We start from the raw sequence: 24021 nt of genomic DNA, 5'->3' as shown, positions 1-24021 counted from the left end.
ACCCTCAACGGTACGTTTGTTCTTTCCCATGATTAACGACAGTCTCATGTGTAAACCTCCCACGGTAACGCGTAATAACAAACTTGAGCCCGCTCCAATACCCAGACCGCTTCGGACGGTGTGCCTTGCGAAGCATTGACCTGATGAGGAGACCTATAGAAGTCCATAGAAGACATATATAACGCCAGAATGCGCTACCGTTTTCTCGGAGAAGGTAATAATGATTCACGATATCCGAGTACGCGACCTGCTTCACCTTATCTCTGGACTGAGAGGATTGATGATGGATAACCTTCAAATCGGGATCCAACCATACCTGCCCATAACACCTAGCAACCTGTGTCAAATAGAGATCTTCTCCTACGCTATAGCCGATCAACCAAGGTACAGGCTGTAAATCTAGCAACGCGCCTCTTCGAAACGACATATTGCACCCGACCAAATATTCCGTCTGGAAAGGCTCTTTCATTAAACACCATAAGGTCATTGAGCCACCGTATCCACTTAACGAGAGTTTGCCGGGTTTATTCGAGCCATACAAGAACACCTTGCAGAACATCCTCCAAATAAAGCTTGTGCCTAGAAGGACATCCCTGCCCCCAACCCCAGCAGCATCGGGATACCGATTATACAAATCCATTAGACGATCTAGATAGCCACTAGCTAGCTCCACATCATCATCCAGAAATAGAATAACTTCATGCTTTGCTAATCTTATCGTCTCTACCCTTGAGTGTATGAGTCCAGGTATTTGTTTCTTATAATAGTGAAGTTCAAAATTAGGATTGCTCAGTATTATTTCAAAATCTGTAAGTAAAGTTTCGGGTATTTCCCCATCGTCTACGATGAGAACCTCAACAGGAAATTGTGGATTCTGCATGGAGATAGAATGGATACATCTCTCTAGATCCTCATGACGATTTCGAGTGCATATAGACAACGTTATTCTCTGTAGATGCGTCAATGGATAACTCCTCCAATCTGTGAGTCCATAGCCGATAATAGCTCATATTTTTTCCGTAGCTGTTATCTAGCAACAGATTGGGCTTGTCCATGAGGCAGGAAAGAATATGCCCGTGCAGCCTTGAGGTCACGATTTGGTCATACTGATTAAATAAAGCGACAGCTCTGCCAATATATTTATTAGCTAGGAAATACCATAGAGGCTGTAGCGGTATAATATTCCCTACCCGTCGATCGAGAGAATAGAATCTGATCATTTGTTTAATGAACCAATGATCCCAAGCAGAGAACAGCTGCGGCCAATCCAATGCTCTATCATACGAGATGCTGACCTCCTGCTGGCGCACCTCTTTATCGTTTCTGAGCAATGCTAGCTTAAGCTTAGTTTTCGAAGGAGTCGATGGAAGTGGATATAACTGATGAGCCATATCAGGGGACAAATAAACGTTATCTATCAAGCAACTAGCTGTTAAATAAGAATTGTTGTCTCTGACAAAGAGATGAAGATCTGAATGCGTGCTAAAGCATTGTAAGGAGCGTCTCTCTTCTATTGCATCCTTGAAATATATGGTTTGTGGCAATATAACGATACGGTTACGTGGAAAAGCCTTCACAGCCTTCTCCCTCAATTGCTGATGATGAGGATACGTGTCTCCAAAGTTGCCCCCGCCTTGGCAGACGATGATCCAATCCTCTGGCACCTTTAAGTTAGAACGGAAATTAACATAAGAATATCTTTTGCGGACTTTAATGCCATAATCGCTGAAGAAGGCTTCCGTTCCCTTCATAATGAGCAAATCGCCAATATTGTCATAGACGGGATAATCCAAATAGACGATTTGGGAGCCTCGAGGAATAACCTTCGCAATGATTGCTAATTCTTGTTTAATACATTCCATCGTTTGAAAGCCTGCTACTTCATCATTCATTTGAAACCCTCCCACGCGAATCAAAAAGCAGTTCTTTTCAATCTTTTTCGATACATATTGTATCCATTTATATTCTTAATTTACGATACATTCTGTAACCTGTCAAGTTGAGTTAACCGTTTTTTATTGCATTGACAACAATTAGTTACAAATTGTATCATTTGTTTATTAAGTGATATTTATTAATGAAACGGGTGAACGCCATGCAATCTGCTCTAAACCGCTATTTTTCTTTATGGGCTTTGCTACTTCCTATTACGTCCGTTGTTATAATCCCCAGTATTCCAGGTACGACACCTGGGCTCCTGATGGGGATTGCCTCGGTCGGCTATTTGTTCCTACTCTTTCTCCTACCAAAATACCGATTTACTTACGAACGGATAGAGAGCGGGGATTTCTTTCGTGACCTGTTACGGTTTACTCTTCTATTTCTCACCTTAGTACTCGCCGCGCAATTGAGCCTATCTCTTACAAGCGATAATGGAATTCCTCTTCATTTTGATAAAATAAATCTTGTCTCCTCAGAAGGCCTGAATTCCATCCTGTTCCGATCCTCTCTTATTACTCAATCTTTCTACTTACTTGTCGCTGTTACATTGGCTGTTTTCGTTAAAAATTTCTACTCGGCCTCTTGGAATCGAATTATTCTATATGGTGCGACTTTGCTTGCTTTGTACGGATTATATGAATTCATTTACTTCCTGGTCTTCCACTCTAATGGAGATTTCTTATCTAATCGGATTTTTATTAGTGGCGAGGATCAAGCGTTGCATTCCGGCAGCTTGTTTCAGACGATGAACTTATTCGGAACACAATTCATGCGATTAAAGAGTTTGACCGGGGAACCGAGTATGTTTAGCTTTACAATGCTGCCTTTGTGGATTTTCGCCATTCATCTTCGCAGAACGAAGACACAGCTTGTTTTGCTGCTTTCCTTAATCCTTACCTTTTCGACGACTGCATTTATCGGAATTTCGCTCTATTTCTGCTTAAGAATCCTATTCTTCCGGCTTAGGGATAGGTATTTGCTTGTTACAGTAACTATATTCTTGGTTGCTGCCCCCTTTCTTTCTACTTATATTCAAGCCTTGTTTAATACGATTATTGGGAACAAAACTCAAACCTATTCGGGCATGGAGCGCCAGAGTCTGATGGACACTCATCTAGCCTTTTTTAATGAGCTCCCCTTTCTTAACAAGCTGTTCGGGGTAGGCTTTGGCTATGTGCGCTCTGCCGATCTTTGGTCGACGTTTCTATGTAACATTGGGATTGTAGGTACTGCCTTATTTACACTGCTCTTCTTAGTGCCGGTGCTCAAGCTAAAAAATGATTACGAGACTATCGGCATTAAATGCTTGCTTATCGTCATTTACTTCACTGCGATGATCTCAGTATCCGAGTTTGCGTATTTAACCATTTGGCTGTTTGTCGGGATAGCTTATGCAAAGTTAAAAGAGCAGAGGCAATTACTCTCGCTGCGACGGCAGTACTATAAGTCCTACAATCGATCATAGTTTTTGCGGGGAAGTATCTCCTTTTTTATCATCGATTAAGGTCAGTCATTAAAAACACAAAAGAAACCACCCTTCGTAAAATGGAAGTGTCGAGCAACCATTTAAGAGATGGAGTTTCCTTTGTACATTCAAAGATGCCACGAAGCAAAATCCATACTAGGCAAACTTCCATGCGTAATTATTCGCTTGCACATAATCTGCTCAAGCAAGCAACAGTTGATCAAAAACGAAAAGGTGTTGGCTCAGGAATAACCTCCTGCACCAACACCTTTTCGTTTGAACGTCATTCTTGATAAAAGTGAGCTATTCCATAATTGATCTTAAAATTCACTTATGGGACAACCCTCTTTTCCTTTAATGACTATCAGTACGCGCTGTAGAAGGCTGCTCTTTTCGCATTCACATTATTAAGTACTGCTCCCATGACCTTTACACCCACGAGGTCCAGAACCGCCTTTGCTTTGGTTAAAGCTTCTTTACTCACTTTACCGGCTTTGACGATTAGCAGTACTCCATCACATTGCGCAGCTACTATCTGGGCATCAGCGACCGACAAGATCGGCGGGGTATCGATAATAATGATATCGTAAAGTTGCTTCGCTTCCTCCAAGAAAGCTAGCATACGATAAGAGCCTAATGCTTCCGGGGGATTAGCTAATAGGGGACCGCTTGGAATAACGCTTAAGTTCTTAATGTCTGTGACCATCGTAATCTCTCTAAGCTCTGATTGGTTACTCAATAGCGTGGAAAGACCAAGCGAATTAGATAGGTTAAATATTTGATGCTGCAAAGGATTCCGAAGATTGGCATCAATAAGGAGCACTTTTTTGTTCGATTTAGCATACGTTGCGGCAAGGTTAGCAGAAGTAACGCTTTTTCCCTCGCCTTTCTGAGTGGAAGCAATCATTATCGTCTGGATACTAGCATTTATGTTGGAGAATTCGATATTCGTCCTCAGTACCTTATAGGCTTCAGACGCAGGGATATTTAAGCTATCCTCCCTGATGAGATGATTCTTAAACGCTGAACGTAGCACCCTTACCCCTCCTTACAGAAGTATCTGTATCTAGCTTCTTATGGCGGCTTGTACGGTTAGCTTTAACCCTCGGGATATGAGCAAATGTAGGCAATTCAAGGAGCACCTTAAGATCCAGCTCTGTTCGAACGGTATCATCCAAGTATTCCAACAGAAATGCCAGCCCCAGCCCTAATACTAAAAATAAAACAGTGCTTAAGACGATATTGAGCTCCGTGTTCGGCGAGTGAGGCTTAGACAGCGCATTCACATCAGCTTCGTTTAGAATATTGACGTTATCTACATTCATAAGCAGTGGAATTTCTTGTTGAAACACTTGGGATACTGCATTGGCAACCTGTGCTGCCCGCTTGTAAGAGGTGTCCATGGCAACTACGGACATAACCTGAGTGCCATTGACGGTAGAAACACTGACTTTGTCGATCAAATCCGATACCGATATTTTCAAGTCTGGATACTGTTTGACAACAGCGCTCATAATTCGAGGAGTCTTAATAATTTCCTTGTAGGTTTTAATTAAGTTGATATTGTAATCTATTGATCTCGGATCCTGATTTATAGCTGTGGGATACTCCTTTTGATTAACAATAATCTTAGTTGATGCCAAGAACTGCTTGTCTACAAAATACATGGAATAAACGCTAGTCAAAGCAACACCTATTAGGACTAGCAGAAGAACTATCCACTTTCTGCGCCAAACAATAGCCCAATACTGCTTAAGCTCCAATTCATCTCCCCCGATACTTTTAGATTAATAAATGCACAACTAAAATTAGATACTATACGTAACATTTCGACTCATTATTCACTTTAAGTTACAATTCGTATCATGTCAATAGTCATTTCATTATCAATCCATCGGATGAGATTTAATGAACCTTTTGATTGCGTCGTAGCTTACTTTTTGTGAAATCCCGTCATCCTTTAGCAGCCCGTAATTGCCATCTCCCCCATACTTTAGATCATCGTAAAGACTATATTGCGCAACGCTTTGGATATGATAAGCGCTAGCCAAGGATACGAACTGCGCCAGCATTTTATCGCCTGTAGTATACTCAGCTATCTGCTCATCGTTGCCGACATTAGGCCGAACACCATACTCTGTTAGCCAGATCGGTTTGTCGAACCGATCCTTTAATTGCTGTAGCACGTTATAACAGCCACTCCCGCCACAAGCTTGGGTAATATCGCGCATGTCCGAATACCAATGCCATGACGTAATGTCCCACCGAATAACATCATTCCCTGTGGAACCATCCGGCTGAACCCCGTTCCATAACATGTCATTAAAGGCATAATGCAACCAACCAGCAGATGCACTGATGATTTGGGCGGAATCATCAATCGATTTGATCCCCGCGATCATCCCCCGAATTGAACCTCTTGCTTTAACAAATTTACTGTTGTCATAGTCTTTGGAACTCACTCCGTCTGCTCTGGGAATGATAGCCCCGACCTCTAATTCATTGCCGACCTGATAGTAGCCAACTTTCCCCGACAACGCCCTGGCAGCCGCTTGACCCAGATCGAATCCTTTTTTATAGGCTTCCGCTTCGTTGCTATATGCTTGAGGCTTAGGTGTGAGCACGGGAACGATTTGTACACCCGAGCCAGCGAATGCATCCGCCATTTCAGCAAGCTGTGTAGCTGTTGATGCATCCCATATGTCATTGCGGTAGACCGTCATGCCTAGGTCCTGAAGCTGAGATAATTGAGTGGCGAAGCTTGTTTTCCGGTAGGCTCCCCCTTGGCTAAGATGGCCGTTAGTTCCATAAAATAGTGACATCTTATCCCTATACTTGTCTGTCGACTTATTGCTGCTTAGCTCTTTGGCTCTTACCTGTAATTCGGGAGAAGGTGATTTGTCCGATACAAGCTTTAATAACACAACTACCTCGGCTCTAGTCAAATTTTTGGAAGCCTCGTAGCCTTTAATTGTTTTGCCCGATCTGCCGATTGAGAGCCCTCTATCGAATAGAAAAGCGATAGAGCCGTCGGTATCGTAATGAAATCCGAAGGCACCTGTAACGAGCTCTGCGACTTGTCCGCGGGTAATCGCATTCACACGCTGCTTAGGCTCCACTAATCCCGTTACAGGCATATTAAATAGTGCTGCAACCGAATAATACGAATCGCTCCAATTATCCGAAGGCTTAGAGGTACTCTTGTTCAATAAAGTTATTGCATTAGGAAATAACCTAAGCAGCATAGCAAGAAACTCTGCTTCTGTTACTTCGAGGTTAGGCTTGAAGCTTCCGTCCTTGTAGCCTTTAACTAGCTTTTGATTAGTAGCCCAAATAATCGCTGATTCTGCTTGATGTCCTTCGACATCCTTATAGACACTCGAACTCAGGCTCGAAGCTCCCGAAATAATGAAGATTGAGATTGTTAATAAAACAGCGAGTATTATTTTACTTGAGCGGAGCATAGGCTTCCCCCAATGCATATGGATATTGTCGATAACATTGTGTCCTTCTGTACATCAATTAGACTCAATCACATTACCTCGAACATGCTTCTCATAACTATCGAGAGGATAAGTGACGGGGATATTGGTTCTGACATCTTGAATAAAGGCAGTTGATTGTTGTGTTGCAATGACTACTGCCCCGCCTTTATTTCTGCTCATTCCTACTACAATTTGTTTCAAGTATAAATTGGCTTCAGGTGTGTCGGAGTGGAAGAGTTGAACGCTGGTTGTGTTATTGGATACTCCTTGATAAGCAAGGTTTTCCACAGTTAGAGACCCATTCGCAAGATAAAACAGATCTTTATCGGCCCCTTCGTCAAAAACATGATGCTCCACATGGACATGCCGCACAACGTAATTAGGTCCACCGATTCCGTAAAATATCGTATTATGCCATCCCTCAATATCCAGATGCTCAATCTCAGCCTCTACGGCAGTGAACACGAAAGCTTCGCCCTTAGGAGCAATTCCGTTACCTGTATTCATTACACGAATATTGTTGTAGACATGCATGGGCATACCGATGGGAGTCGGTGGATTAAAGTAGATGACATGTTTGCTTATGGAGGCAAATGAAGTATCCGATAGTGAGAAATTCCATACCGTCTGTGTACCAGACTTCTGATTAATACCGATGCCTACAGCTGCCCCTGCGATCGAAAGCCGCTCAAACATGAGATGATAAAACCCATTAGGACTGCCCTGCGTGGAGCCAAAACCGATTCCGTATGCGTTCCCATCTCTCGCCTTTTGCTGGTTTCTATATGATATGCCTAAATCATGCATATATATCGAGTGTGTGTCTGGATATGTAAACTGGAATACCGCTACATTATTCGTATGCTGCTGAACAGTGCTTTGCAAGGAGGTTGCGCCACGAATCTCTTTTCCCTGCATAAACGGCACGATGAGTGGAGAGGTAATTTTGTAGATACTCGGGGGAAAATACAAAACAGCCGCACCTTCTTCAGCCAGTGCATCTAGCGCTGCTTGAATGGCTCTTGTATCATCCGCTACATTGTCACCTTTCGCCCCATAATCCTTAACATTAATTTCTCCAGCATAGTTGCTAACCTCATTTTTGTTGTCACTCTCTCTGATGTGGAAGATTGTATAAGCGAAACAAAAACCGATCAGCAGCAATAGCAATGCAGCTAATATGTTTCGTATATAGATCGCTGTCCTCCCCTCCCTCAAACGAATCATTAGATACATATTGTAACACTTTAATGCAAACCTCTCAATTGTTGCATATAAGAAAATACAAATTCAATCAGTATCGGCGGGGATGTAAGGTTAATATTGTGGTTTTTTATATTGAATTCTATTCTTTCTCTGTGTTACAATATGTATCAAATAGGTTTAGGAGCTGGCTAAGATGTCACACACATTTGGTGTCGTCGTTAATTACTTTAGTAAACCGAATCACCCGATTTCTGTAAAATATTCAGTTCAGTTCGCTCTATCACTACTTAAAAATTGTCCAGAGGTCACTGAAATCGTATTGTCTGATGGATCTGAGAATCCGGATGATCAATTACGCAATTTTTGTGATTCTTTAAATATGCGCTATTTACATTCCGGTAAAATTCTTTCGTTTCCCGAAGGCTATAATGCCGGTGTACAGCAGCTAACTACGGAGTGGATCGTTACAATGGCCTCTGATGTCTACGTCACGCCTACTACTTTTACCGCGATAGACCAGTTCATTAGTCAGCACAAAAACCCAAAACAGATCGGCTGTCTGATCCCTTACCTGTCCAAATCCGATCTTCCTACGCAGCAATACACGAATACGATGCTGTCACGCAACTGCCAGTCTCCTGGGATGACATTTAACCTGAATGTGTTTAGAAGAGAGGTTTATGATTTAGTAGGGGGAATGACGCAGGATTATACGGGGAACTTTAATGATTTCGAAATGTGCTTAAAGCTGCGGGAGAACAACCTCAAGGTATATTTAGTCGGGGATTCCTACGCCGTCCACTATGGGCAGCTCACGCTCAAATTCGGCAGCAACACGAGTGTCGACCAAGATAAAAATAAGTTTTACAGCAATCATCCTCACCTGTTCGAGCGCAACGGCCTCTGGGATATGAGATTCAACCATTTCTTCGAAAGTAAATCTATGAGAAGCTTATACACCTTAAGAAACTTACTACCACGTCAGCTCAAACAAAAATACACCGTCCTATTGCTAAAGCTCGCTCCTCTGCTGCAGCGGAGTTAGTGGGGTGGGAGAGGGGCCGGCAGTTACGGACCGCCAGCCCACAAAAAGTCATGACAGCCTCTTACGGCCAAGTATTAAAAGAGATGGGTTGCCACTCCGTTGCACTTGTTGCCAGATAGGTGACGGATGCTTTGCTTCCCACCGGAAGCACTACGTCATTGTTGCTTACAAACGGATCATTTACAGTTAAAGGGAATGGAGCTATTGTCGCTTTGATTACTGTAAATTGCAGGCCTGGATATACGCCGACGCTAGGCAAGTGAATCGTGCGTTTGGTCGATAGCTTCTTAAAGCGTTGAATGAGGGAATCCGATGCTGTTAAGGTTACATCCACATCGGCCCGATCCGTTGTTTTCGGGCGTTGTATGAGATCAACATCAAGACGAGGACTCCACGCTTGATTGTACCTAGTAACGGGAGCGATAGCTCTAAGATTGCACGCCATAAGAAAATCGTCAGCTTTGGCAGCCGTTACAGTTCCTCCAGCTTTCAGTTGAGCATCAGTAATAAGACCTTGTACCGTTAGTTTCCCATTCGTACCTGCATTTACAAGATAAGTGTCCCCACCTCCGCTAATGGTGGTATTCGTAATCGTACAGCCGATAAGATAGGCAGAGGAGTTAGGAAAGCTCCAAAAGAAGTAATTTCCTCCTTTGGTTTCAATTCTGAAGCTCTCGGTTCTACAATTAATAAGGGTAACATTATAACAAGTTGTAATTTCAATGACTGGAAGCGTGCTGAAATCCCCTTCATTAAACTCGACTGTATCGAGCAATACCGTATCACTATATCCGATAAAAATAGCCCGCTCCTGCATCCCGCGACAGTGAATATAGCAATCCTCCAGCTTAATAATCGGTTGCCCGACAGCCGGATTAGGCAGAAGCTTCACAGCTCCTCCAGACATCGAGCCGATGTTACATTTGCGAATAGTTGCACCCCAAACAGCCAATTGAACATTCGGATTCATCAACACTCCATAGTAGCCGTTAGTTAGCGTACAGTTCTCGATTTCAAAGTTAAAGTACCCATCTGCTGTACCAGAAGATAGATCGAAATATATCGGGGCTGACTTAGTGAAGGCAGATGTTTGTGGTGTGTTGTAATCTAAAGTAATGTCAGAGATTTTCCAAGAATGAGTAAGCGATGTTCCAAAATTAAAGATCGGCATATTATTCGTGAACTGTCTAATAATCGTGCCGCCTCTCGAATCCCCTTGGATACGAAAGCCTGTCATAAACGGAATAACAATTTGACTCGTTATTTTATATATCCCTGCAGGAACGTACAGCTTCCCATTCTGGATGCCTCCACTGCTTTTTAGCATAGCGATGGCAGCAATGAAGGCTTTGGTACAGTCAAACGTTCCCCCAGACTTAGCACCAAAATCTGTTACATCTACTACTGTCCTATTGATCACGATAATCAACCCCTTTTAGTCAATTTGTTTCCAATCGTAAGTGTTGTCGGCCAGCTTCTTGCAGACGTAGGTTGCATCGGCTGTATTAACCGCCCCAAGAAGAAGTACAATACGCCCCCTAGAATCGGCATTCGCGGCTGGCAATGTTGCTAGCTGTTCAGCCTTCACAGTCGTTCCGCCACCACTTGCTGCGTTATTCCATGCCACCTTATCTGCATCGGTTACAAACCGGTGTTTAGAATCTTCAACAATGATCGTAGCTGGATGAGTGTCAGGATGGACATAGTAGTTGGCATTCTGATCGATCTTATCTAGCTTAGCTTTATCTGAGGACGTCATTAGTCCCGAGCCCGAGCCTGCATTCGGAATCGTATCGGTGCCACCAGAAATATGTGTGGAAGCATGTGGGCTAACGACACCCCCTCCGCTGGATGTTATATCCTTCCAGGTAAATGCGTTATTCGTGTCTTTGATGCACAAATATAATAGGTCGCTTCCTTTGCTTACACGTTTGTAGAACATTCGTCCCCGATAATCATTGCTGGCCACAGGCAGTGCATAGCCATCCTCGATATAAGGCGGCAAACCATCCACAGAATAAATATTCCACACGTAGTTCAAGTACCCGGTGTAACTGTCCACACGATCACTGTCACTACCCTTCTGAAGACCTGCAACTACGGCTTTTCTAAAGGTGCCGATGATAGACATATTTCCTCCGACCAAGGTGTCTTCAGAGTGAACCCTTATATTCCTGGCATTAAGCGTACTATTTGGGTTTCCTTGAAGAAGTGTATGCTGGCTATTCGTCCAAGCCTTGATCGATACATCGATTGCGCTAACGTCGTAGCTCCCGTCCTGAAGAATGAAGAGGGAGGAGTAATCCTCTGTAATGACATGATGCTCCGCATGTACGTAACGAATAACGCAATTAAACCCACTGTCATTAATTAAAATCCCATTTTTCCAACCTTCAATATCGAGGGCATCTATTAAAAACTCACTTTGCATATCGAAAGCATAGGACGATACGGCTTTAGCATTTTGAAAAATTTTAATATTCTCGAACATATTCATCGGTTTACCTACGGGTTGTCCAGAACGAATTCTGAAGCAGGTAGTTCCGATGTTACTCATAATAATGTCTTCCCACTTACATCCCCAAATCGGAAGCTGGTCCTTGGAATTAATATTGAAGCCATAAGTTGCGTACGTAACTCTTACCTTGCGGTAAATGTGATGATACATTCCACTTTCATTGCTTGCCGAGTTCGTATACTCTATTGCACTGCTATTTGGTTGTCCGTCTTTAGTCTGCTGAGTTTTGTACTGCAAATTTAGATTGGACAAAGTTACCGTATGCGTATCCTGCTTATTAAACCGAAAAATAGGTCTATTACTGGCATCCATAAGAATAACAGTGCCTTCCCAATTTTCCCCGTCTATACTAAGGCCTGGATAGAACCCAATATTCAGCGTGTCCGTAATGCGGTAATTCCCTTTCGGTATACTGACATTTCCCCCTAATCCTGCAGCATCTATCGCTTTCTGAATTGCTTTAGTATCATCTGCTTTGCCATCTCCCACAGCCTTATAGGGACTATCCTTAACATTAATCAACTGTTTCACCGACCCTCTTACTTTATTTGTTACTTCTACATATGCTCATGCTTCAAATCTTGCGTGTACTGATAACGGACACCACAAAAAAATGCTCCTCCCTATTCAAAGGAAGAGCATTCATTATGAGCTAAGCACTTCTTCATATTGTTCAAGCAGCTTTCCCCCGAAGGTACGAGGATGAAGATTGTCGATGCTCTCTTTCCCCCGATTTCCAATCAACCATGCCTCTTGCACATTGGAAATTAAATATTGCAATGCTTCAGTCAACTCATCGATGTTTTGCGATTCAACTAACATCCCGTTTTCCAAGTGCGTAACGAGATCCCCAATTCCTTCTCCTCTGCAACCGATTATGGGAATTCCGTAAGACATGGCTTCTGCATATACGACGCCGAATGCCTCATCCCAACTGGGCAAACAGAAGATAGACGCATTCGCCAGCTCCTCCATCGCCTCCTGATGGCGCAATGTCCCTCTAAATGTAACTCGCTCTTGAAGGTTTAATTGCTGGGTTAGCTTAATTAGGCTCTCCATTTCTGAACCATTACCGATAATAACGAGCTCATAATCTTTATTCAAACTCGCGATTCGGTGAAAGGCTTGTAGCAAAATATGAATTCCTTTTCGTTCTATTAAAGAAGCAATCGCTACAATTTTCTTGTTCCTCCCCCTACCTTGAAGCTGTTTATCCTCTGTATAGAACGTATTGTATAGCAATTGCACATTTTGCTCAGGGAGCTGGCTAATGATATTGTTTTTAACTCGGTTGCTTACGACGAATACCTTTTTGGCATGGGAAATAATTTTTCTGGACAATTCCTTTAGCATGCCTTTATCGGCAAGGCTGTTATATTGATCCACGTCATGAAGCGTAATTACGTAAGGAATCCGGTACTTTCGACTAAGCAGATAAGCGGTTGCACCATCCGGAAACAGATTATGCGCATGAATAAGCTGATATTGCCGAAGATCCACCGTTTTTCCCATAGCAGCGAGAACCATCCTAGACTGTAAACCCGTTAGCTGGAATAGTAATCTATCTAGTATAGAGCCAGGAATTGCCCTAAGAAATTTGGGGTGATATACCTTAATTCCATCGTAATGCTCTTGCTTCGGGATGTGGGCATATCTCTTAATTTTCGCTGACAAATGACCCGCTAGGTGGGGTATATACGGCACCGTATTCATAACTTCAACATCCACGCCCTTTGCTGTCAAAGCCAGCGCCTGCTGATGAGCCCATATCCCTAAATAAGGGGTATTCGATTTCGGATATGCCCACGATAAGAACAATATTTTCATCTGATGCTCGACCGCCCTTCCCTTGCTCCCTCAGCTCATTAGCTTTTGCTAACAACAGCGCCTCTGTCTTTCCGAAGCTTGAATTTCGCAAAAATTTTCTCATACACGATATCAATCTCTTTAATCTTGAACAACTTGATCAGACCGAGATATACAATTACGCTAAGCCCGATCGACAAGGGTACTAGAATAAAATCGAGAGAGCTTATCTCAAAATAATTCGCACAAGCACGGTATATAGAGTAGCCCGTACTCGCACCAACAGCCGATGCGAAAAGGATTTTAACAAAATACAGCAAGGAAACGTCAAGCTTATTATCCACATCTAGCCTTCTATAATGGTAAATAAGGAATAAGAACGAAGAAAGCGAAGCCAGTGTGCTAGCAGTAGCAATGCCCATGAAACGGATACTGGGAACCAATACCAGACATGCTGCAATGAAAACTACCAAGTACAGGGAGGACGTGAGGATTGGAATGGTCATGTTTTCCTTCCCGAAGAAAATCTTATTGAATAGATCCCTCATCGGGATGATCACAATTCCAGCGGACAGAATCATGAATGCCGTTGCAGTCATATCCGTTGCCTTGTCATCAAAAGCCCCTCTCTCTAGCAAAATCCGGATAATATTGTGAGAGAACAGAATGCATATAAGCATAACTGGGGCCAGAATCAGCGAAAGACTTTTAATACAGTTGATGACGATAGCATTGAAATCCTTCATTTTATGCTCCGCTAGCATCTGAATAGCCGAAGGATAGCTTGCACTCACCAATGCTGTTCCGAACAAAGTAACGGGTAGCATGATGAATCGGCTGGCATAGTTCAATGATGAGGCACTTCCTGCATCGAGATATGCGGAAAAATAACGAGTGGCGAACATGACGCACTGAGTAATAACGACCAAGCTTATAATGGGCAATGACATCTTAAGTAGCTTCTTCAAATCGTCGTCCTTCCAGGTCAAATGAAGTCTATACTTTACGCCTAGCTTGCGCATGACGGGCCATTGAACGACCACTTGAAGCACGGTTCCAATCACAAATCCCCAAGCCATGGAATCAATGCCTAGCACCTTATGAAAAACAACCATAAAAATAATAATAATCGCATTGTTCATAACAGTCAGAAAGGCTGGAGTCTTAAAATGGTTCATACTATTAAGAACAGCTGTCTGAACGTAGGAGACACTAAAGAAGAGAACGCCCGGCAGCAATATCCATAGCAGATGTTTAATTTGCTGGTGTGCTACTTCGTTTACGGAGAAGAAGGCAGACAATGTATCGCTGAACAAGTAACAGAAAGCGGTCACCGCTACGACGGAAAGAATAAGCCAATTGACCATATTGCTGAGCATAAGAGAAGCTTCATCTGGACTATAATTCACTCTTTTTCTAATATACAGAGGAATAAAACCAGCCATTAGAATACCATCAATAAAGGAAAGTAATATCGAAGGAACCGTATTGGCGAACAAGTAAGAATCCATATGCATATTAGCACCGTAATAAGCCGCGGACATAATTTCCCTAGTCAAGCCGAGGACACTACTCAATAAATTACCAACTAACAAAATAAAAGCACCTGAAAAGATTAGCTTTGAATTCATGGAATGCTCCTGACTGCAGGCTGGAATGTGAAGCCCGTATCCAAAATCCTATGCCGAGGCTCATCGACATTAATGGCCACAGGATTTCGTTCGATCCGGCGAAGCGCTGCGATGGAAATAATAAATATGACATAAAAGTTCCCAATGATATCTAAGGTGGAGTAGGCTTGGAATAGTAGTCCAATACTAGCAATGAAGGCAAAATCATATATATAGTGGTAGGATGTATTTTTGAATTTTCTCAAATTGCGGTTAATCAGATAAATCGCATAACAAAGCAAGAGCAGTCCCACAGCTCCGTATGCGGATAAATAGGTAAATACGAATGCTCCTGAGCCTGGCCAGCCTGCTTCCCCGTAATAAAGCTCCGTGGATTCCTGTGACTGAAACCCCCAATTGGGAAAGTACTTCATATAGTAGAAGCCCTGAATTCCGTTCCCTACCCCCATAATTGGATACTCCTTCAACGATTGCATGTTCGTATAAATAGATGTCGTGCGATGTAACGTAGATAAATTCTCTGTATCGACGGCTTTGAGGAACGTTCTCTCCATAAAATCTGAATGCTTGATTGTATCAAAGTTGATCAAGAATACTAAAAGTACCGTTAATAGAAGCATTATTCTGACGTTCCATATGTTTATTTTTTTACGATAGGAAATTAAGAATAAGAAGCAGAACAGACAAATCATGATACCCAGCAAACCACTAGAGCTATTGTTGAAAATGATGATCGGAATATAGGCGAGAAGGAGCCCTATTCCATAAACTCTATTCATTTTTTTATGCTTAATCAGTGCCAGAAGCAAAGGAAAGATGAAAACAGCCATTTGAGCGCCGGCAGTAGAAGCTTCGGGCGTCATCAAATTTAACTTAGCAGCTCTAGCTACATATACCTCATCAGTAAAAAAGAGCCGTCCAAGTAGCTCCAAAATGGAGTTAGCAATCCCGCCCCCCGATAATATAGACAAAATTTGGACATATCCGATGGCTAGAACGACAGAAAATGAAGTCAGGATTACTCGTAGGACTTTCTTAATTTCGATTTGGTTGAGAATATAATCGTTATATACAATGGCCAGCATAATTTGCAGGTAATACATAATGTGAGGAGTTGCAGCGACTATTGTATTCCTTCCAAAAACCGTACCGAGATCCTTAAATTGAATAATAGCCATAATTAAACTAGAAAGATTAAGCAGGAGAATAATAATAATCATTTTTTTAACAATGTCCGATGGTCGGTATTCCCGCTTCTTAGAATAGATCAATATAGCCATTAACCCTATTCCCAGAAGATGCGGGATGAATGAAACAGAGGAAGACAAGGAATGAAGGGACTCGCGGAGGAGACCGCTATTGAAGGGCAGCAACAATAAATAAGTATAGATGATGGCTTTCTCTACAAAACCAGATTTATTCGTCCCCATTCTAATCAGTCTCCTCTCCCTCTAGCCATTTGACGCGAAAAACTGGTCATAACTATGGATGAACCTTTCCATACTAATTAGAGGTGCATAGGTGTTGTTACTAGGGAGAGTGCTGCCCTCGTTATGAATAGTACCTAGTGTCTGCTGCAGCTTATCCGTAAGATCTTCAACATTCTCTGCTTCAAACGTGTTACCCAGGTGATAGGTTTGAATCGTGTGACCGATCTCGCCGTGTCGAGGACCAAGAATATATTTGTTTCGTGCTGCCCCTTCCGTCAGTGGACCGCTTTGCCCAGAAAACAGGGTGCGGTAAGGCAAAATGACAGCATCGCAAGCATTGAAATAATAATCCATAACATCGTCTGGAATAAAACGAAGGTCTAGAAATACCTTATCCTCAATGCCATACTGCTTCGCTAACTGCTTAATGTCATTTCCTGTGAAGTAACCCTCCGAGCCGGCTACAATTAAAGTAAAAGATTTCCCTCTCAAGGGAGCTAACGATTCGAGTAGAAGATCGATGCCTTTATCCGATCTGAGTCCACCAAAGCAGAGAAAGAATGGGCGTGTAAGTCCCGCTAATTTCTCTTCAACTTCCTTCGTATTGTCCTTGCTGGAAACCTGTGGGATAGGGAAATTAGGAAAATGGATATTAACGATTTTCTGTTCGTGCTCGGGACGTAATAGCTCATTGAATTCATGCTGCGTATAGTCACCGTGTACGACAATTTTGTTGACCATCGAGAATCTGAGAAGGAATAACAGTATTCTTTTCTTCCATTTCCGAGTGGGAAACCAATGAAGCGTTCCTGTTACTTGGAGCCCCAATAGAAAGGGGAGCAGGCATAATAATGAAATAATGTTGCTATCTAGATGGAATAAGTGGATTTTCTTAAATCCGTTGATTCTGGCAAAGAGGAGCATTCGAATGAGGAGTATCGTTCGATAACCTACACTTAAGTACTGATTTGCTTTCCTTGTTACATGAATATTATGAACCTCAATCTGCTTGTCTCTAAGCTCGTTAATAATGTCCTTATTGTCGGTTGCCGTGTAATAACAAGCCTTGTTATACTGGCTCTTGATCTTGTTCATAACTGTTGAGTTATAAATAAAATGGTGGCCATCATTGGATAGGTCATATAATAGAATGTTTTTCATAGGCAATTAATAACCTTCACTCCCTACCCTGTATGGTCTCTATCTTTCTTATTGGTTTATCCCGATCTGGAGCTTGTCCCCAACCTGTTTCTTTGGGTGCTTCGATTTCCCTCCCCAGTCGGACCTTTTGATGTGCGAGATTACCGCTAGTGTCGGCACACCCAGTCTACTTACATCCCTTTCCGATTTGAACGTGTCGTCCATATATTCCCATACAAAGATAAGAACAATTGAAATCATTAACGCCAATACAAAGGCAATAACAACCTTGAACATAATTCCTGATGAAACCTTTACTGCAGGGTCTAACATATCCGCTTTGGTGAGAATAGTAACGTTGTTAACACTCATAATATTAGGTGTTTCACGCTGGAACACTTCTGATACTGCATTCACAAGCTGTACGGCCTTCGTATAGGATTCGTCCTTAACCGTTATAGACATAACCTGCGATCGTGAGGAGGAGCCTACACTAATCTTGGAGCTTAATTCATTGGTATCCTTCACTAAGCCTGGATTTTCAGCAATTACCTTCTCCAGTATGGTCCGGGCAGTAATAATTTCCTTGTAGGTTTCAATTAATAAGAGATTGGAGCTAATTTGGTTAAAATCAAGCCCCGTCTTCCCATCCTGGCGATCTGAAGTATTGACGATTAGCTTGGAGCTCGCTTGATAGATAGGAATATCCTTAAGAAAGCTATAAACACCGGTAGCGCCGCACAGTAACACGGTGACTATGACAATTACCCACACCCGCTTCCATAATATTCGGAAGTACTCTATCATTTCGGATTCCATCATGATCCTCCTTGCCAAACTAAGTTTGCAACAGTACGTATCACCAATATGTTCAATTTATGATACAAAGTGTAACATTGTCAAGTTATTTTTTTCTCAATTATAGGGTTTGGAACTGTATTTGATGCTTTTCCGCCAAATCTACAAATCTTGATGCAATTAGCTTTAATTCCTCGTCCATGCTCATGCTTTCAATAATGAATACCGACATATAATCATTGGATCTGCATAAATCATATAAATTCAAAATCGCTGTACTCCCGAAGGAAATCAGATTGATTTTGCTTATTTTATTTTTTTGAATGATCAAATAAAGAAGCTCAATCGGGAGCTTCTGAGGCATTATGGCAACTTGGTCATTTGATGTAATAGACGCTTCTATTTGTATGGTTTCACCAGGGTGCTGCTTAAAGAAAATAGGACTGCCCGGCCTCGTTGCAGCCTCAGTCGCTTTCTCGATAATTGAATGAATATATGCTTTTCTATCCGTAATTTCATCAAGAAATGGATCTGTGAGAATAACCGTCAGCTCGTCATGATCTCGAACAAGCTTATCTACATCATGTAACTCCGGATATATTTGATAGCATTCACTCATAATATCCGGCATTCTCATAAACTCCTCTAGGGTAATAGGCAATCCACGGGTTTTGTGATAAATAGGATTATTGCGATTAGCTGTAATTAATTCCGGTCTTTGGAGCCATATCGATTTAATCCATTTTAAACTCCCAAAATAACCCCCGGGCAGTCCGAACCAAGGAGCTACTCTTTTTAGAAAACGCATATACCATTTCTTATGTGTACTGTTGTTTATGTAGTTACCTGAGCCTTCCTCGTATAAAATGACACTTTTGCTCTCGCTGCTAAACTTTCGGATAATCGCGTATTCTAAAGCTACAAAATCGTGTGCGACGAATACTTCCGAGTAAGCCGAAATATCTAAAAAAGCAGTAGGGAGAAACTTTCTCCACGAATGGTAAAAAAAATATTTTTTAATCGGATTTAACTGGAGCTTCATCTGGTCGAGCATACCGTCATCAATATAGATTACTTGACCCCAAACCCCGGTTTCCCGAACCCGATCGCTGAATTCTTCCGCTTTATAGAAGTGATTCAAGATGACAAGATCACAATATTCGAATCCACATCCCTGCTTAATCAATCTTGCGATTAAATATTGATACGGCTTCGTGCAGACGAACAGCTTCTTTCCCCCAGCCTCTTCTCCCACCTGTATTCTCCTTTCTCCCTTATCGGATAGCCTGTTTCAAATAGTAGGCGAACTTAAACAGCCTGCCATTAATTTTGGACACTTGAAAATAAGGCTTCTGAACAGCCCCAAAAGCTCTGAAAAAGCCTTCTATCGTCTCGTGCATGCCCCCATAGAAGTCAAATTGAGTTGCAATTGGCGACATCTCCTGTATGGCATGCCACATAAGCAGGGAATGTGCCCCACTTCTCTCGAGATCTGGGTTCGCACCACCAAGAAGGTTATAAGCGCAACCAGCATCCCACACGATATATACCGCACTATGAATTCGGCCCTTGTCATCGACGGCAAGCCAGATTTTCCGACTATTTCTCTCGCGTAATGCCTCATCTACAGATTTAAGAACGTCAAAGCTATAAGGGATTGGGAAGGTTTTGGGGTCAAAGTTTTTTTTGTGAATTTCATAAAATTGTTCGACGTCATCGCTTTCGATGATGTTGAATTGTTCGTTTGCTTTCCGTATTTCGTCTTGTGTAGTATCAGTAAAGCTCTGGAATACGGCGGGTAGATTGTGGATGTCTTCGAGCACATAAGTGTATCTTGTCGTCTGCCTGAAGCCTCTCCAATAGAAGGTACTCCAGTTCGTTATTTTTCGGTTAAATTGATGATAAGAATAATCCAGAGGCGGCAGCTGTTCAATGAGCTCCAAGTAAATTTCTCGTTCATGAGCCAGTCTAGTGGCATACTTCTGATTTTTCGGATAGCGAACCCAGATCCCCATCGTAAGTGTCAGCTGTGGCATTTCAATAAGCTTGAAGCCATATTTTCTAACCTTGTAATAGGGCAAGCTTGCGACAATTTCGTTGCCCTTCTCCACGATGCATACATCCCAATTATCCGAGCCTCCACAAACGATATCCAGCCACCAATCCTGGTCAAATAGCGGCAGATCCGGATTATTACGGCATAATTCGCGGTACTTGCTCTTCGCATCACTCATTGTATGCAATTCCTCCTTATCTATAAATAACTGCACACTGAAAGGGTAATGACAGCCGTTACTTGGCTTAGGGCCTGCTTCATGTAATAGGCGAGCTTAAAGATTTTCCCTTTAATCTTAGTCACTTGAAAATAGGGCTTCTGTAAAGCACCCATTGCTCTAAAGAACCGTTCAACAGGCTCGTGCATGCCACCATGCAGATCGAATGCCTTCGTCACTGTAGACATCTCTTTAATCGCATGCCAGAGCAGGAACGAGTGTGACCCGCTCTTTCTTAATTCAGGATCTGCTCCACCAAGAAGATAATAGGCACAGTTATTGTCCCAAACCATATAAATTGCACTATGAATTTGTTCCTTCTCATCAATCGCGAACCATATTTTACGGCAATTGTGCAAACGACATGCTTCGTCGAGCGGTCTTAAAATCTCGATGCTGTGGGGCATAGGAACGTTTTGCCGATCGAAGGTTTTTTTATTAATTTCATGGAACTTCTCAAGATCATCGCTTTCAACTACCCTTAGAAGCTTCTCGCCCTTGCGAATTTCTGCTCGGATGTTATCCCTGAAATTAGCGTAAATTAAATCGAAATCAGTAAGGTCCTCGAATACGTAGGTGTAACGCGTCGTTTGTTTGAACCCCTTCCAGAGGAAGGCAGTCCAATTCGTAATATTCCAATTAAAGTGCTGATAGGAATAATCGACATGCGGCATTTGCTCAATTAACCTATGATGGATTTCCCGTTCATAGATTAGCCTTAGCTCTGCGCTCTGATTATCGGGATATCGAATCCAAATCCCCATCGTAAGCGTCAGCTCTGGCATTTGAATAACGTTAAACAAATATTTCTTCACCTTATAGTACGGTAAGCTTGCGATGATCTCGCCGTCCCGCTCCACCAGACAAACATCCCAGTTATCAGCCCCGCCGCAAGTGATATCCAGCCACCAATCCTGGTCGAACAAGGACATATCTGTGTTGCTTGCACACAATTGTCGATACTTGCTCTTCGCAGTTTGGCCGGCATTCATTCTCACAACTGTTCCTTCAATCATCGTTAACACCTCTTGAGATTAGGATAATAGCTACCCTTTCAATAGCACCGCTTCATATAGGGCAGCGGTTTTATGAACGTATTGCTCTTGGGTAAACTCTCTTAAATAAAGCTTGTTAGCTTCATAACCCATCAAGGTATAATCCATCGTGAAAAGCCGTACAAGGGCTTCCTTCAGAGCTTCACTGTTACTTGGGCTCACAAGAATTCCTGTGTTACCTCTTACCATCTCCGGCACGCCACCCACATCCGTTGCGACAACAGGAAGACTCATGCTCATCGCCTCCAGAATAACTGTCGGGAAAATATCATAGACAGAGGGCAGCACCAGCACATCACTCATCCTCAATAGCTGAGGCACATCTCTTCTTAGGCCAAGCATAAACACAGATTGCTCCAAGTCTAGCACCTTAATTAATTGGATGAGCTTATCCTTGTAAGGCTTCTCATGCTCGAAGGCTACATCCCCAACGATAACGAACTTCACCTGAGGGTGAGTGCTCTTTAGCTTGGCTGCGGCTTCAATGAGATACTCTAGCCCTTTCATAGGCGACAGCCTTGCTATCGTTATGGCAATAAGATCTTCTGTGGATAGGCCAAGCTGCTCACGCAGAGAGAGGCTTGGTGGATCTGATTGGTTTGATAGTTCAAGGCTTGGTTGAGCTTGTAGTATCCCATTGTAGATTTTTACGATCTTGGTAGATTCCTTATTGAACCAGCGAAACATAATTTTGCTACGATCGCACAGCACGATAACCTTATCGTTGAATATATGATTAAGCCCGGCAACGAGCTTATAGGCAAGGAGTGGCTTACGCGCTAACTCATGTACAGTTTGGATCGTAGGAATTCCTAGCCATTTTCCAATGATATTTGCACCAATGCATTCCATCTTATGGGTGTGTATAAGATCAATTTGATATTTAAGGGCAAATTGTCGGATTACCCTTAAGGATTTCAGCAATACATATAAGTTTCTTATGTAATAGCCAGCATCTGTCGGTTTACCGAACACAGCCAGCGGGCCGAATAGAACCGTAGCTCCTAACGCCTCATACTTCTCCACATAAGCTGTAGGTGCCGAAAGCATAACAAAGGAACGATATCTGGTCTTGTCTATTCCTTGTATGAGCTGAAGCAAAACCGTATCTACCCCACCGACTTGGCTAGCGTAGGGTTGGATGAACAGGATGTTTTTCATCTTCTACTCCCTCTGCAATAGACTCCAGCTCACAGGAGTACCTGCCTTAATTGGCTTGAACACTTTCTGCCCTAAAAACTGCTCCATGTACTTAGGAGAAAGTCCATAACCCGGCCTTATAATTCTCATGTTGTCCTCGCTAAGCCTCTCTCCATCTTGTACGTCCTTACTAATGTACAGAGAGCGACGAAATTTCAACGAGGATTGCTCCTTATCGCTTAGCCCATAATGGACGACACCAAGCGCTTCCTTGGCAGTCCGAGTTTCCGCCACAAGCAGCTTCATCTCCGATGGCTCTAGTGAGAATGCTGAATCTACTCCACCATCCGCCCTTGAAAGCGTGAAATGCTTTTCGATGACCGATGCACCCAATACAACGCTGGCAACAGCAGCTCCAATTCCAAGCGTATGATCCGACAAGCCAACCTCGCACTGGAACAATTCCCGCAGGTGTGGAATAGTACGCAGATTGCTATCCAACGGTGAAGCTGGGTAAGTGCTTGTACATTTAAGAAGAATGAGGTCCTTACAGCCAGCTTCCCTAGCGGCATTCACTAATTGCTCCAGCTCTGCAAGAGTTGCCATCCCCGTAGATATAATTAATGGCTTACCTGTTCTCGCAGCATAACGAATCAAGGGAAGATCGTTATTCTCAAAGGAAGCAATTTTGTAAAATGGTGTGTCCAATTGCTCAAGAAAATCTACAGCTGTTGGATGAAAAGGGGTGCTGAATGGGATAATCCCTAGCTCCCGACAACGGTCGAATATCGGTTTATGCCATTCCCATGGCGTATAAGCTTGCTCATAAAGGCGATATAGAGACTGACCTTGCCAGAGGCTATTCGGGTCATTAATGAAGAAATCTCCAGTATCTAGCTCAAGCGTCATTAAATCAGCCGTATAGGTTTGGAGCTTCAATGCATGTGCACCAGCTGCTGCCGCTGCATCTACAATCTCAAGCGCCTTCTCCAACGATTGATTATGGTTCCCGGACATCTCCGCGATAATGAAGGGAGGATGCCCGTCACCGATCTTGTGGTGCCCCAACTGAATTTCACCCATGACCT

At 42.7% G+C, this 24021-nt stretch carries 20 protein-coding genes; 2 read left to right on the top strand and 18 right to left on the bottom strand.

From position 1 onward, the window contains the following. Nucleotides 1-4 precede the first annotated feature (4 nt). Together KCTCHS21_RS05955 and KCTCHS21_RS05950 are read right to left on the bottom strand one after the other, a co-directional pair. Nucleotides 5-880 carry a glycosyltransferase family 2 protein gene (locus tag KCTCHS21_RS05955; protein ID WP_408621766.1) on the bottom strand — a complete coding sequence of 292 codons (876 nt, stop codon included), beginning with the start codon at nt 878-880 and terminating at the stop codon, nt 5-7. Between the two features lie 31 nt (nt 881-911). Next, on the bottom strand, nt 912-1892 hold the full coding sequence (locus KCTCHS21_RS05950; RefSeq protein WP_130605861.1) for a polysaccharide pyruvyl transferase family protein: 981 nt from the start codon (nt 1890-1892) through the stop codon (nt 912-914). Between the two features lie 185 nt (nt 1893-2077). On the opposite strand from KCTCHS21_RS05950, the gene KCTCHS21_RS05945 reads away from it, so the two are divergent. After that, a complete protein-coding gene (locus KCTCHS21_RS05945) occupies nt 2078-3406 on the top strand; it encodes a hypothetical protein (RefSeq protein ID WP_130605859.1) in 1329 nt (442 codons plus the stop codon). A 364-nt stretch (nt 3407-3770) separates the two neighbouring features. Here the strand turns inward: KCTCHS21_RS05945 and KCTCHS21_RS05940 are convergent, their stop codons facing one another. The 4 genes from KCTCHS21_RS05940 to KCTCHS21_RS05925 form a co-directional block, all read right to left on the bottom strand. After that, nucleotides 3771-4442, bottom strand: coding sequence for a CpsD/CapB family tyrosine-protein kinase (locus KCTCHS21_RS05940; RefSeq protein ID WP_130605857.1), 672 nt, complete (start codon nt 4440-4442; stop codon nt 3771-3773). Next, nucleotides 4423-5169, bottom strand: coding sequence for a YveK family protein (locus KCTCHS21_RS05935; RefSeq protein ID WP_157993961.1), 747 nt, complete (start codon nt 5167-5169; stop codon nt 4423-4425). The genes KCTCHS21_RS05940 and KCTCHS21_RS05935 overlap by 20 nt, the downstream gene beginning before the upstream one ends. A 123-nt stretch (nt 5170-5292) precedes the next feature. Further along, complete coding sequence (locus KCTCHS21_RS05930) at nt 5293-6870, bottom strand: S-layer homology domain-containing protein (protein ID WP_162309283.1); 1578 nt, start codon at nt 6868-6870, stop codon at nt 5293-5295. A gap of 54 nt (nt 6871-6924) precedes the next feature. Further along, the gene (locus KCTCHS21_RS05925; RefSeq protein ID WP_162309282.1) at nt 6925-8118 is read right to left on the bottom strand and encodes a glycosyl hydrolase family 28-related protein; all 1194 of its coding nucleotides are present in this window, start codon (nt 8116-8118) and stop codon (nt 6925-6927) included. Between the two features lie 172 nt (nt 8119-8290). Between KCTCHS21_RS05925 and KCTCHS21_RS05920 the strand changes: the two genes are divergently transcribed. Further along, nucleotides 8291-9142 carry a glycosyltransferase family 2 protein gene (locus tag KCTCHS21_RS05920; RefSeq protein WP_130605849.1) on the top strand — a complete coding sequence of 284 codons (852 nt, stop codon included), beginning with the start codon at nt 8291-8293 and terminating at the stop codon, nt 9140-9142. 61 nt (nt 9143-9203) lie between these two features. Here the strand turns inward: KCTCHS21_RS05920 and KCTCHS21_RS05915 are convergent, their stop codons facing one another. The 12 genes from KCTCHS21_RS05915 to pseI all read right to left on the bottom strand — a co-directional run bounded on the left by KCTCHS21_RS05915 (nt 9204) and on the right by pseI (nt 24016). Beyond that, the gene (locus tag KCTCHS21_RS05915; RefSeq protein ID WP_157993960.1) at nt 9204-10562 is read right to left on the bottom strand and encodes a glycosyl hydrolase family 28-related protein; all 1359 of its coding nucleotides are present in this window, start codon (nt 10560-10562) and stop codon (nt 9204-9206) included. A gap of 15 nt (nt 10563-10577) precedes the next feature. Then, the gene (locus tag KCTCHS21_RS31545; RefSeq protein ID WP_197726509.1) at nt 10578-12191 is read right to left on the bottom strand and encodes a glycosyl hydrolase family 28-related protein; all 1614 of its coding nucleotides are present in this window, start codon (nt 12189-12191) and stop codon (nt 10578-10580) included. A 114-nt stretch (nt 12192-12305) separates the two neighbouring features. Further along, entirely contained in the window at nt 12306-13487 is a 1182-nt protein-coding gene (locus KCTCHS21_RS05905; protein WP_130605845.1) for a glycosyltransferase, read from the bottom strand. A 38-nt stretch (nt 13488-13525) separates the two neighbouring features. Then, entirely contained in the window at nt 13526-15097 is a 1572-nt protein-coding gene (gene murJ / locus KCTCHS21_RS05900; protein ID WP_130605843.1) for a murein biosynthesis integral membrane protein MurJ, read from the bottom strand. Next, nucleotides 15094-16527: an O-antigen ligase family protein gene (locus KCTCHS21_RS05895; RefSeq protein ID WP_130605841.1), complete on the bottom strand. Its 1434-nt coding sequence runs from the start codon at nt 16525-16527 to the stop codon at nt 15094-15096. Before KCTCHS21_RS05895 ends, murJ begins: the two co-directional genes overlap by 4 nt. 21 nt (nt 16528-16548) lie before the next feature. Continuing rightward, a complete protein-coding gene (locus KCTCHS21_RS05890; protein ID WP_130605839.1) occupies nt 16549-17688 on the bottom strand; it encodes a glycosyltransferase family 4 protein in 1140 nt (379 codons plus the stop codon). A gap of 48 nt (nt 17689-17736) precedes the next feature. Further along, nucleotides 17737-18489 (bottom strand): YveK family protein, encoded by a 753-nt coding sequence (locus tag KCTCHS21_RS05885; protein WP_130605837.1) that lies wholly within the window; start codon nt 18487-18489, stop codon nt 17737-17739. Nucleotides 18490-18586: 97 nt separating this feature from the next. Beyond that, nucleotides 18587-19720 carry a polysialyltransferase family glycosyltransferase gene (locus KCTCHS21_RS05880; RefSeq protein WP_130605835.1) on the bottom strand — a complete coding sequence of 378 codons (1134 nt, stop codon included), beginning with the start codon at nt 19718-19720 and terminating at the stop codon, nt 18587-18589. 19 nt (nt 19721-19739) lie between these two features. Next, nucleotides 19740-20699, bottom strand: a complete 960-nt coding sequence (locus tag KCTCHS21_RS05875; protein ID WP_130605833.1) for a GNAT family N-acetyltransferase — start codon at nt 20697-20699, stop codon at nt 19740-19742. Nucleotides 20700-20719: 20 nt separating this feature from the next. Beyond that, nucleotides 20720-21754 (bottom strand): GNAT family N-acetyltransferase, encoded by a 1035-nt coding sequence (locus KCTCHS21_RS05870; RefSeq protein WP_130605831.1) that lies wholly within the window; start codon nt 21752-21754, stop codon nt 20720-20722. Between the two features lie 30 nt (nt 21755-21784). Then, nucleotides 21785-22954, bottom strand: coding sequence for a glycosyltransferase (locus KCTCHS21_RS05865; RefSeq protein WP_130605829.1), 1170 nt, complete (start codon nt 22952-22954; stop codon nt 21785-21787). Between the two features lie 3 nt (nt 22955-22957). Next, on the bottom strand, nt 22958-24016 hold the full coding sequence (gene pseI / locus KCTCHS21_RS05860; RefSeq protein WP_130605827.1) for a pseudaminic acid synthase: 1059 nt from the start codon (nt 24014-24016) through the stop codon (nt 22958-22960). Nucleotides 24017-24021 lie beyond the last annotated feature (5 nt).

It is taken from the genome of Cohnella abietis (assembly GCF_004295585.1).
GTDB classification, from domain to species: domain Bacteria; phylum Bacillota; class Bacilli; order Paenibacillales; family Paenibacillaceae; genus Cohnella; species Cohnella abietis.
The sequence above is the reverse complement of the archived record's forward strand: the minus strand, read 5'-3'. Positions and strand labels throughout refer to the sequence as shown.

What these genes read in the sequence shown, in the direction of transcription:
- KCTCHS21_RS05955 (WP_408621766.1), bottom strand. Translation starts at nt 880, where the DNA reads ATGCAGAATCCACAATTTCCTGTTGAGGTTCTCATCGTAGACGATGGG.
- KCTCHS21_RS05950 (WP_130605861.1), bottom strand. Translation starts at nt 1,892, where the DNA reads ATGAATGATGAAGTAGCAGGCTTTCAAACGATGGAATGTATTAAACAA.
- KCTCHS21_RS05945 (WP_130605859.1), top strand. Translation starts at nt 2,078, where the DNA reads ATGAAACGGGTGAACGCCATGCAATCTGCTCTAAACCGCTATTTTTCT.
- KCTCHS21_RS05930 (WP_162309283.1), bottom strand. Translation starts at nt 6,870, where the DNA reads ATGCTCCGCTCAAGTAAAATAATACTCGCTGTTTTATTAACAATCTCA.
- KCTCHS21_RS05925 (WP_162309282.1), bottom strand. Translation starts at nt 8,118, where the DNA reads ATGATTCGTTTGAGGGAGGGGAGGACAGCGATCTATATACGAAACATA.
- KCTCHS21_RS05920 (WP_130605849.1), top strand. Translation starts at nt 8,291, where the DNA reads ATGTCACACACATTTGGTGTCGTCGTTAATTACTTTAGTAAACCGAAT.
- KCTCHS21_RS05905 (WP_130605845.1), bottom strand. Translation starts at nt 13,487, where the DNA reads ATGAAAATATTGTTCTTATCGTGGGCATATCCGAAATCGAATACCCCT.
- murJ (WP_130605843.1), bottom strand. Translation starts at nt 15,097, where the DNA reads ATGAATTCAAAGCTAATCTTTTCAGGTGCTTTTATTTTGTTAGTTGGT.
- KCTCHS21_RS05895 (WP_130605841.1), bottom strand. Translation starts at nt 16,527, where the DNA reads ATGGGGACGAATAAATCTGGTTTTGTAGAGAAAGCCATCATCTATACT.
- KCTCHS21_RS05890 (WP_130605839.1), bottom strand. Translation starts at nt 17,688, where the DNA reads ATGAAAAACATTCTATTATATGACCTATCCAATGATGGCCACCATTTT.
- KCTCHS21_RS05885 (WP_130605837.1), bottom strand. Translation starts at nt 18,489, where the DNA reads ATGATGGAATCCGAAATGATAGAGTACTTCCGAATATTATGGAAGCGG.
- KCTCHS21_RS05875 (WP_130605833.1), bottom strand. Translation starts at nt 20,699, where the DNA reads ATGAGTGATGCGAAGAGCAAGTACCGCGAATTATGCCGTAATAATCCG.
- KCTCHS21_RS05870 (WP_130605831.1), bottom strand. Translation starts at nt 21,754, where the DNA reads ATGATTGAAGGAACAGTTGTGAGAATGAATGCCGGCCAAACTGCGAAG.
- KCTCHS21_RS05865 (WP_130605829.1), bottom strand. Translation starts at nt 22,954, where the DNA reads ATGAAAAACATCCTGTTCATCCAACCCTACGCTAGCCAAGTCGGTGGG.
- pseI (WP_130605827.1), bottom strand. Translation starts at nt 24,016, where the DNA reads ATGGGTGAAATTCAGTTGGGGCACCACAAGATCGGTGACGGGCATCCT.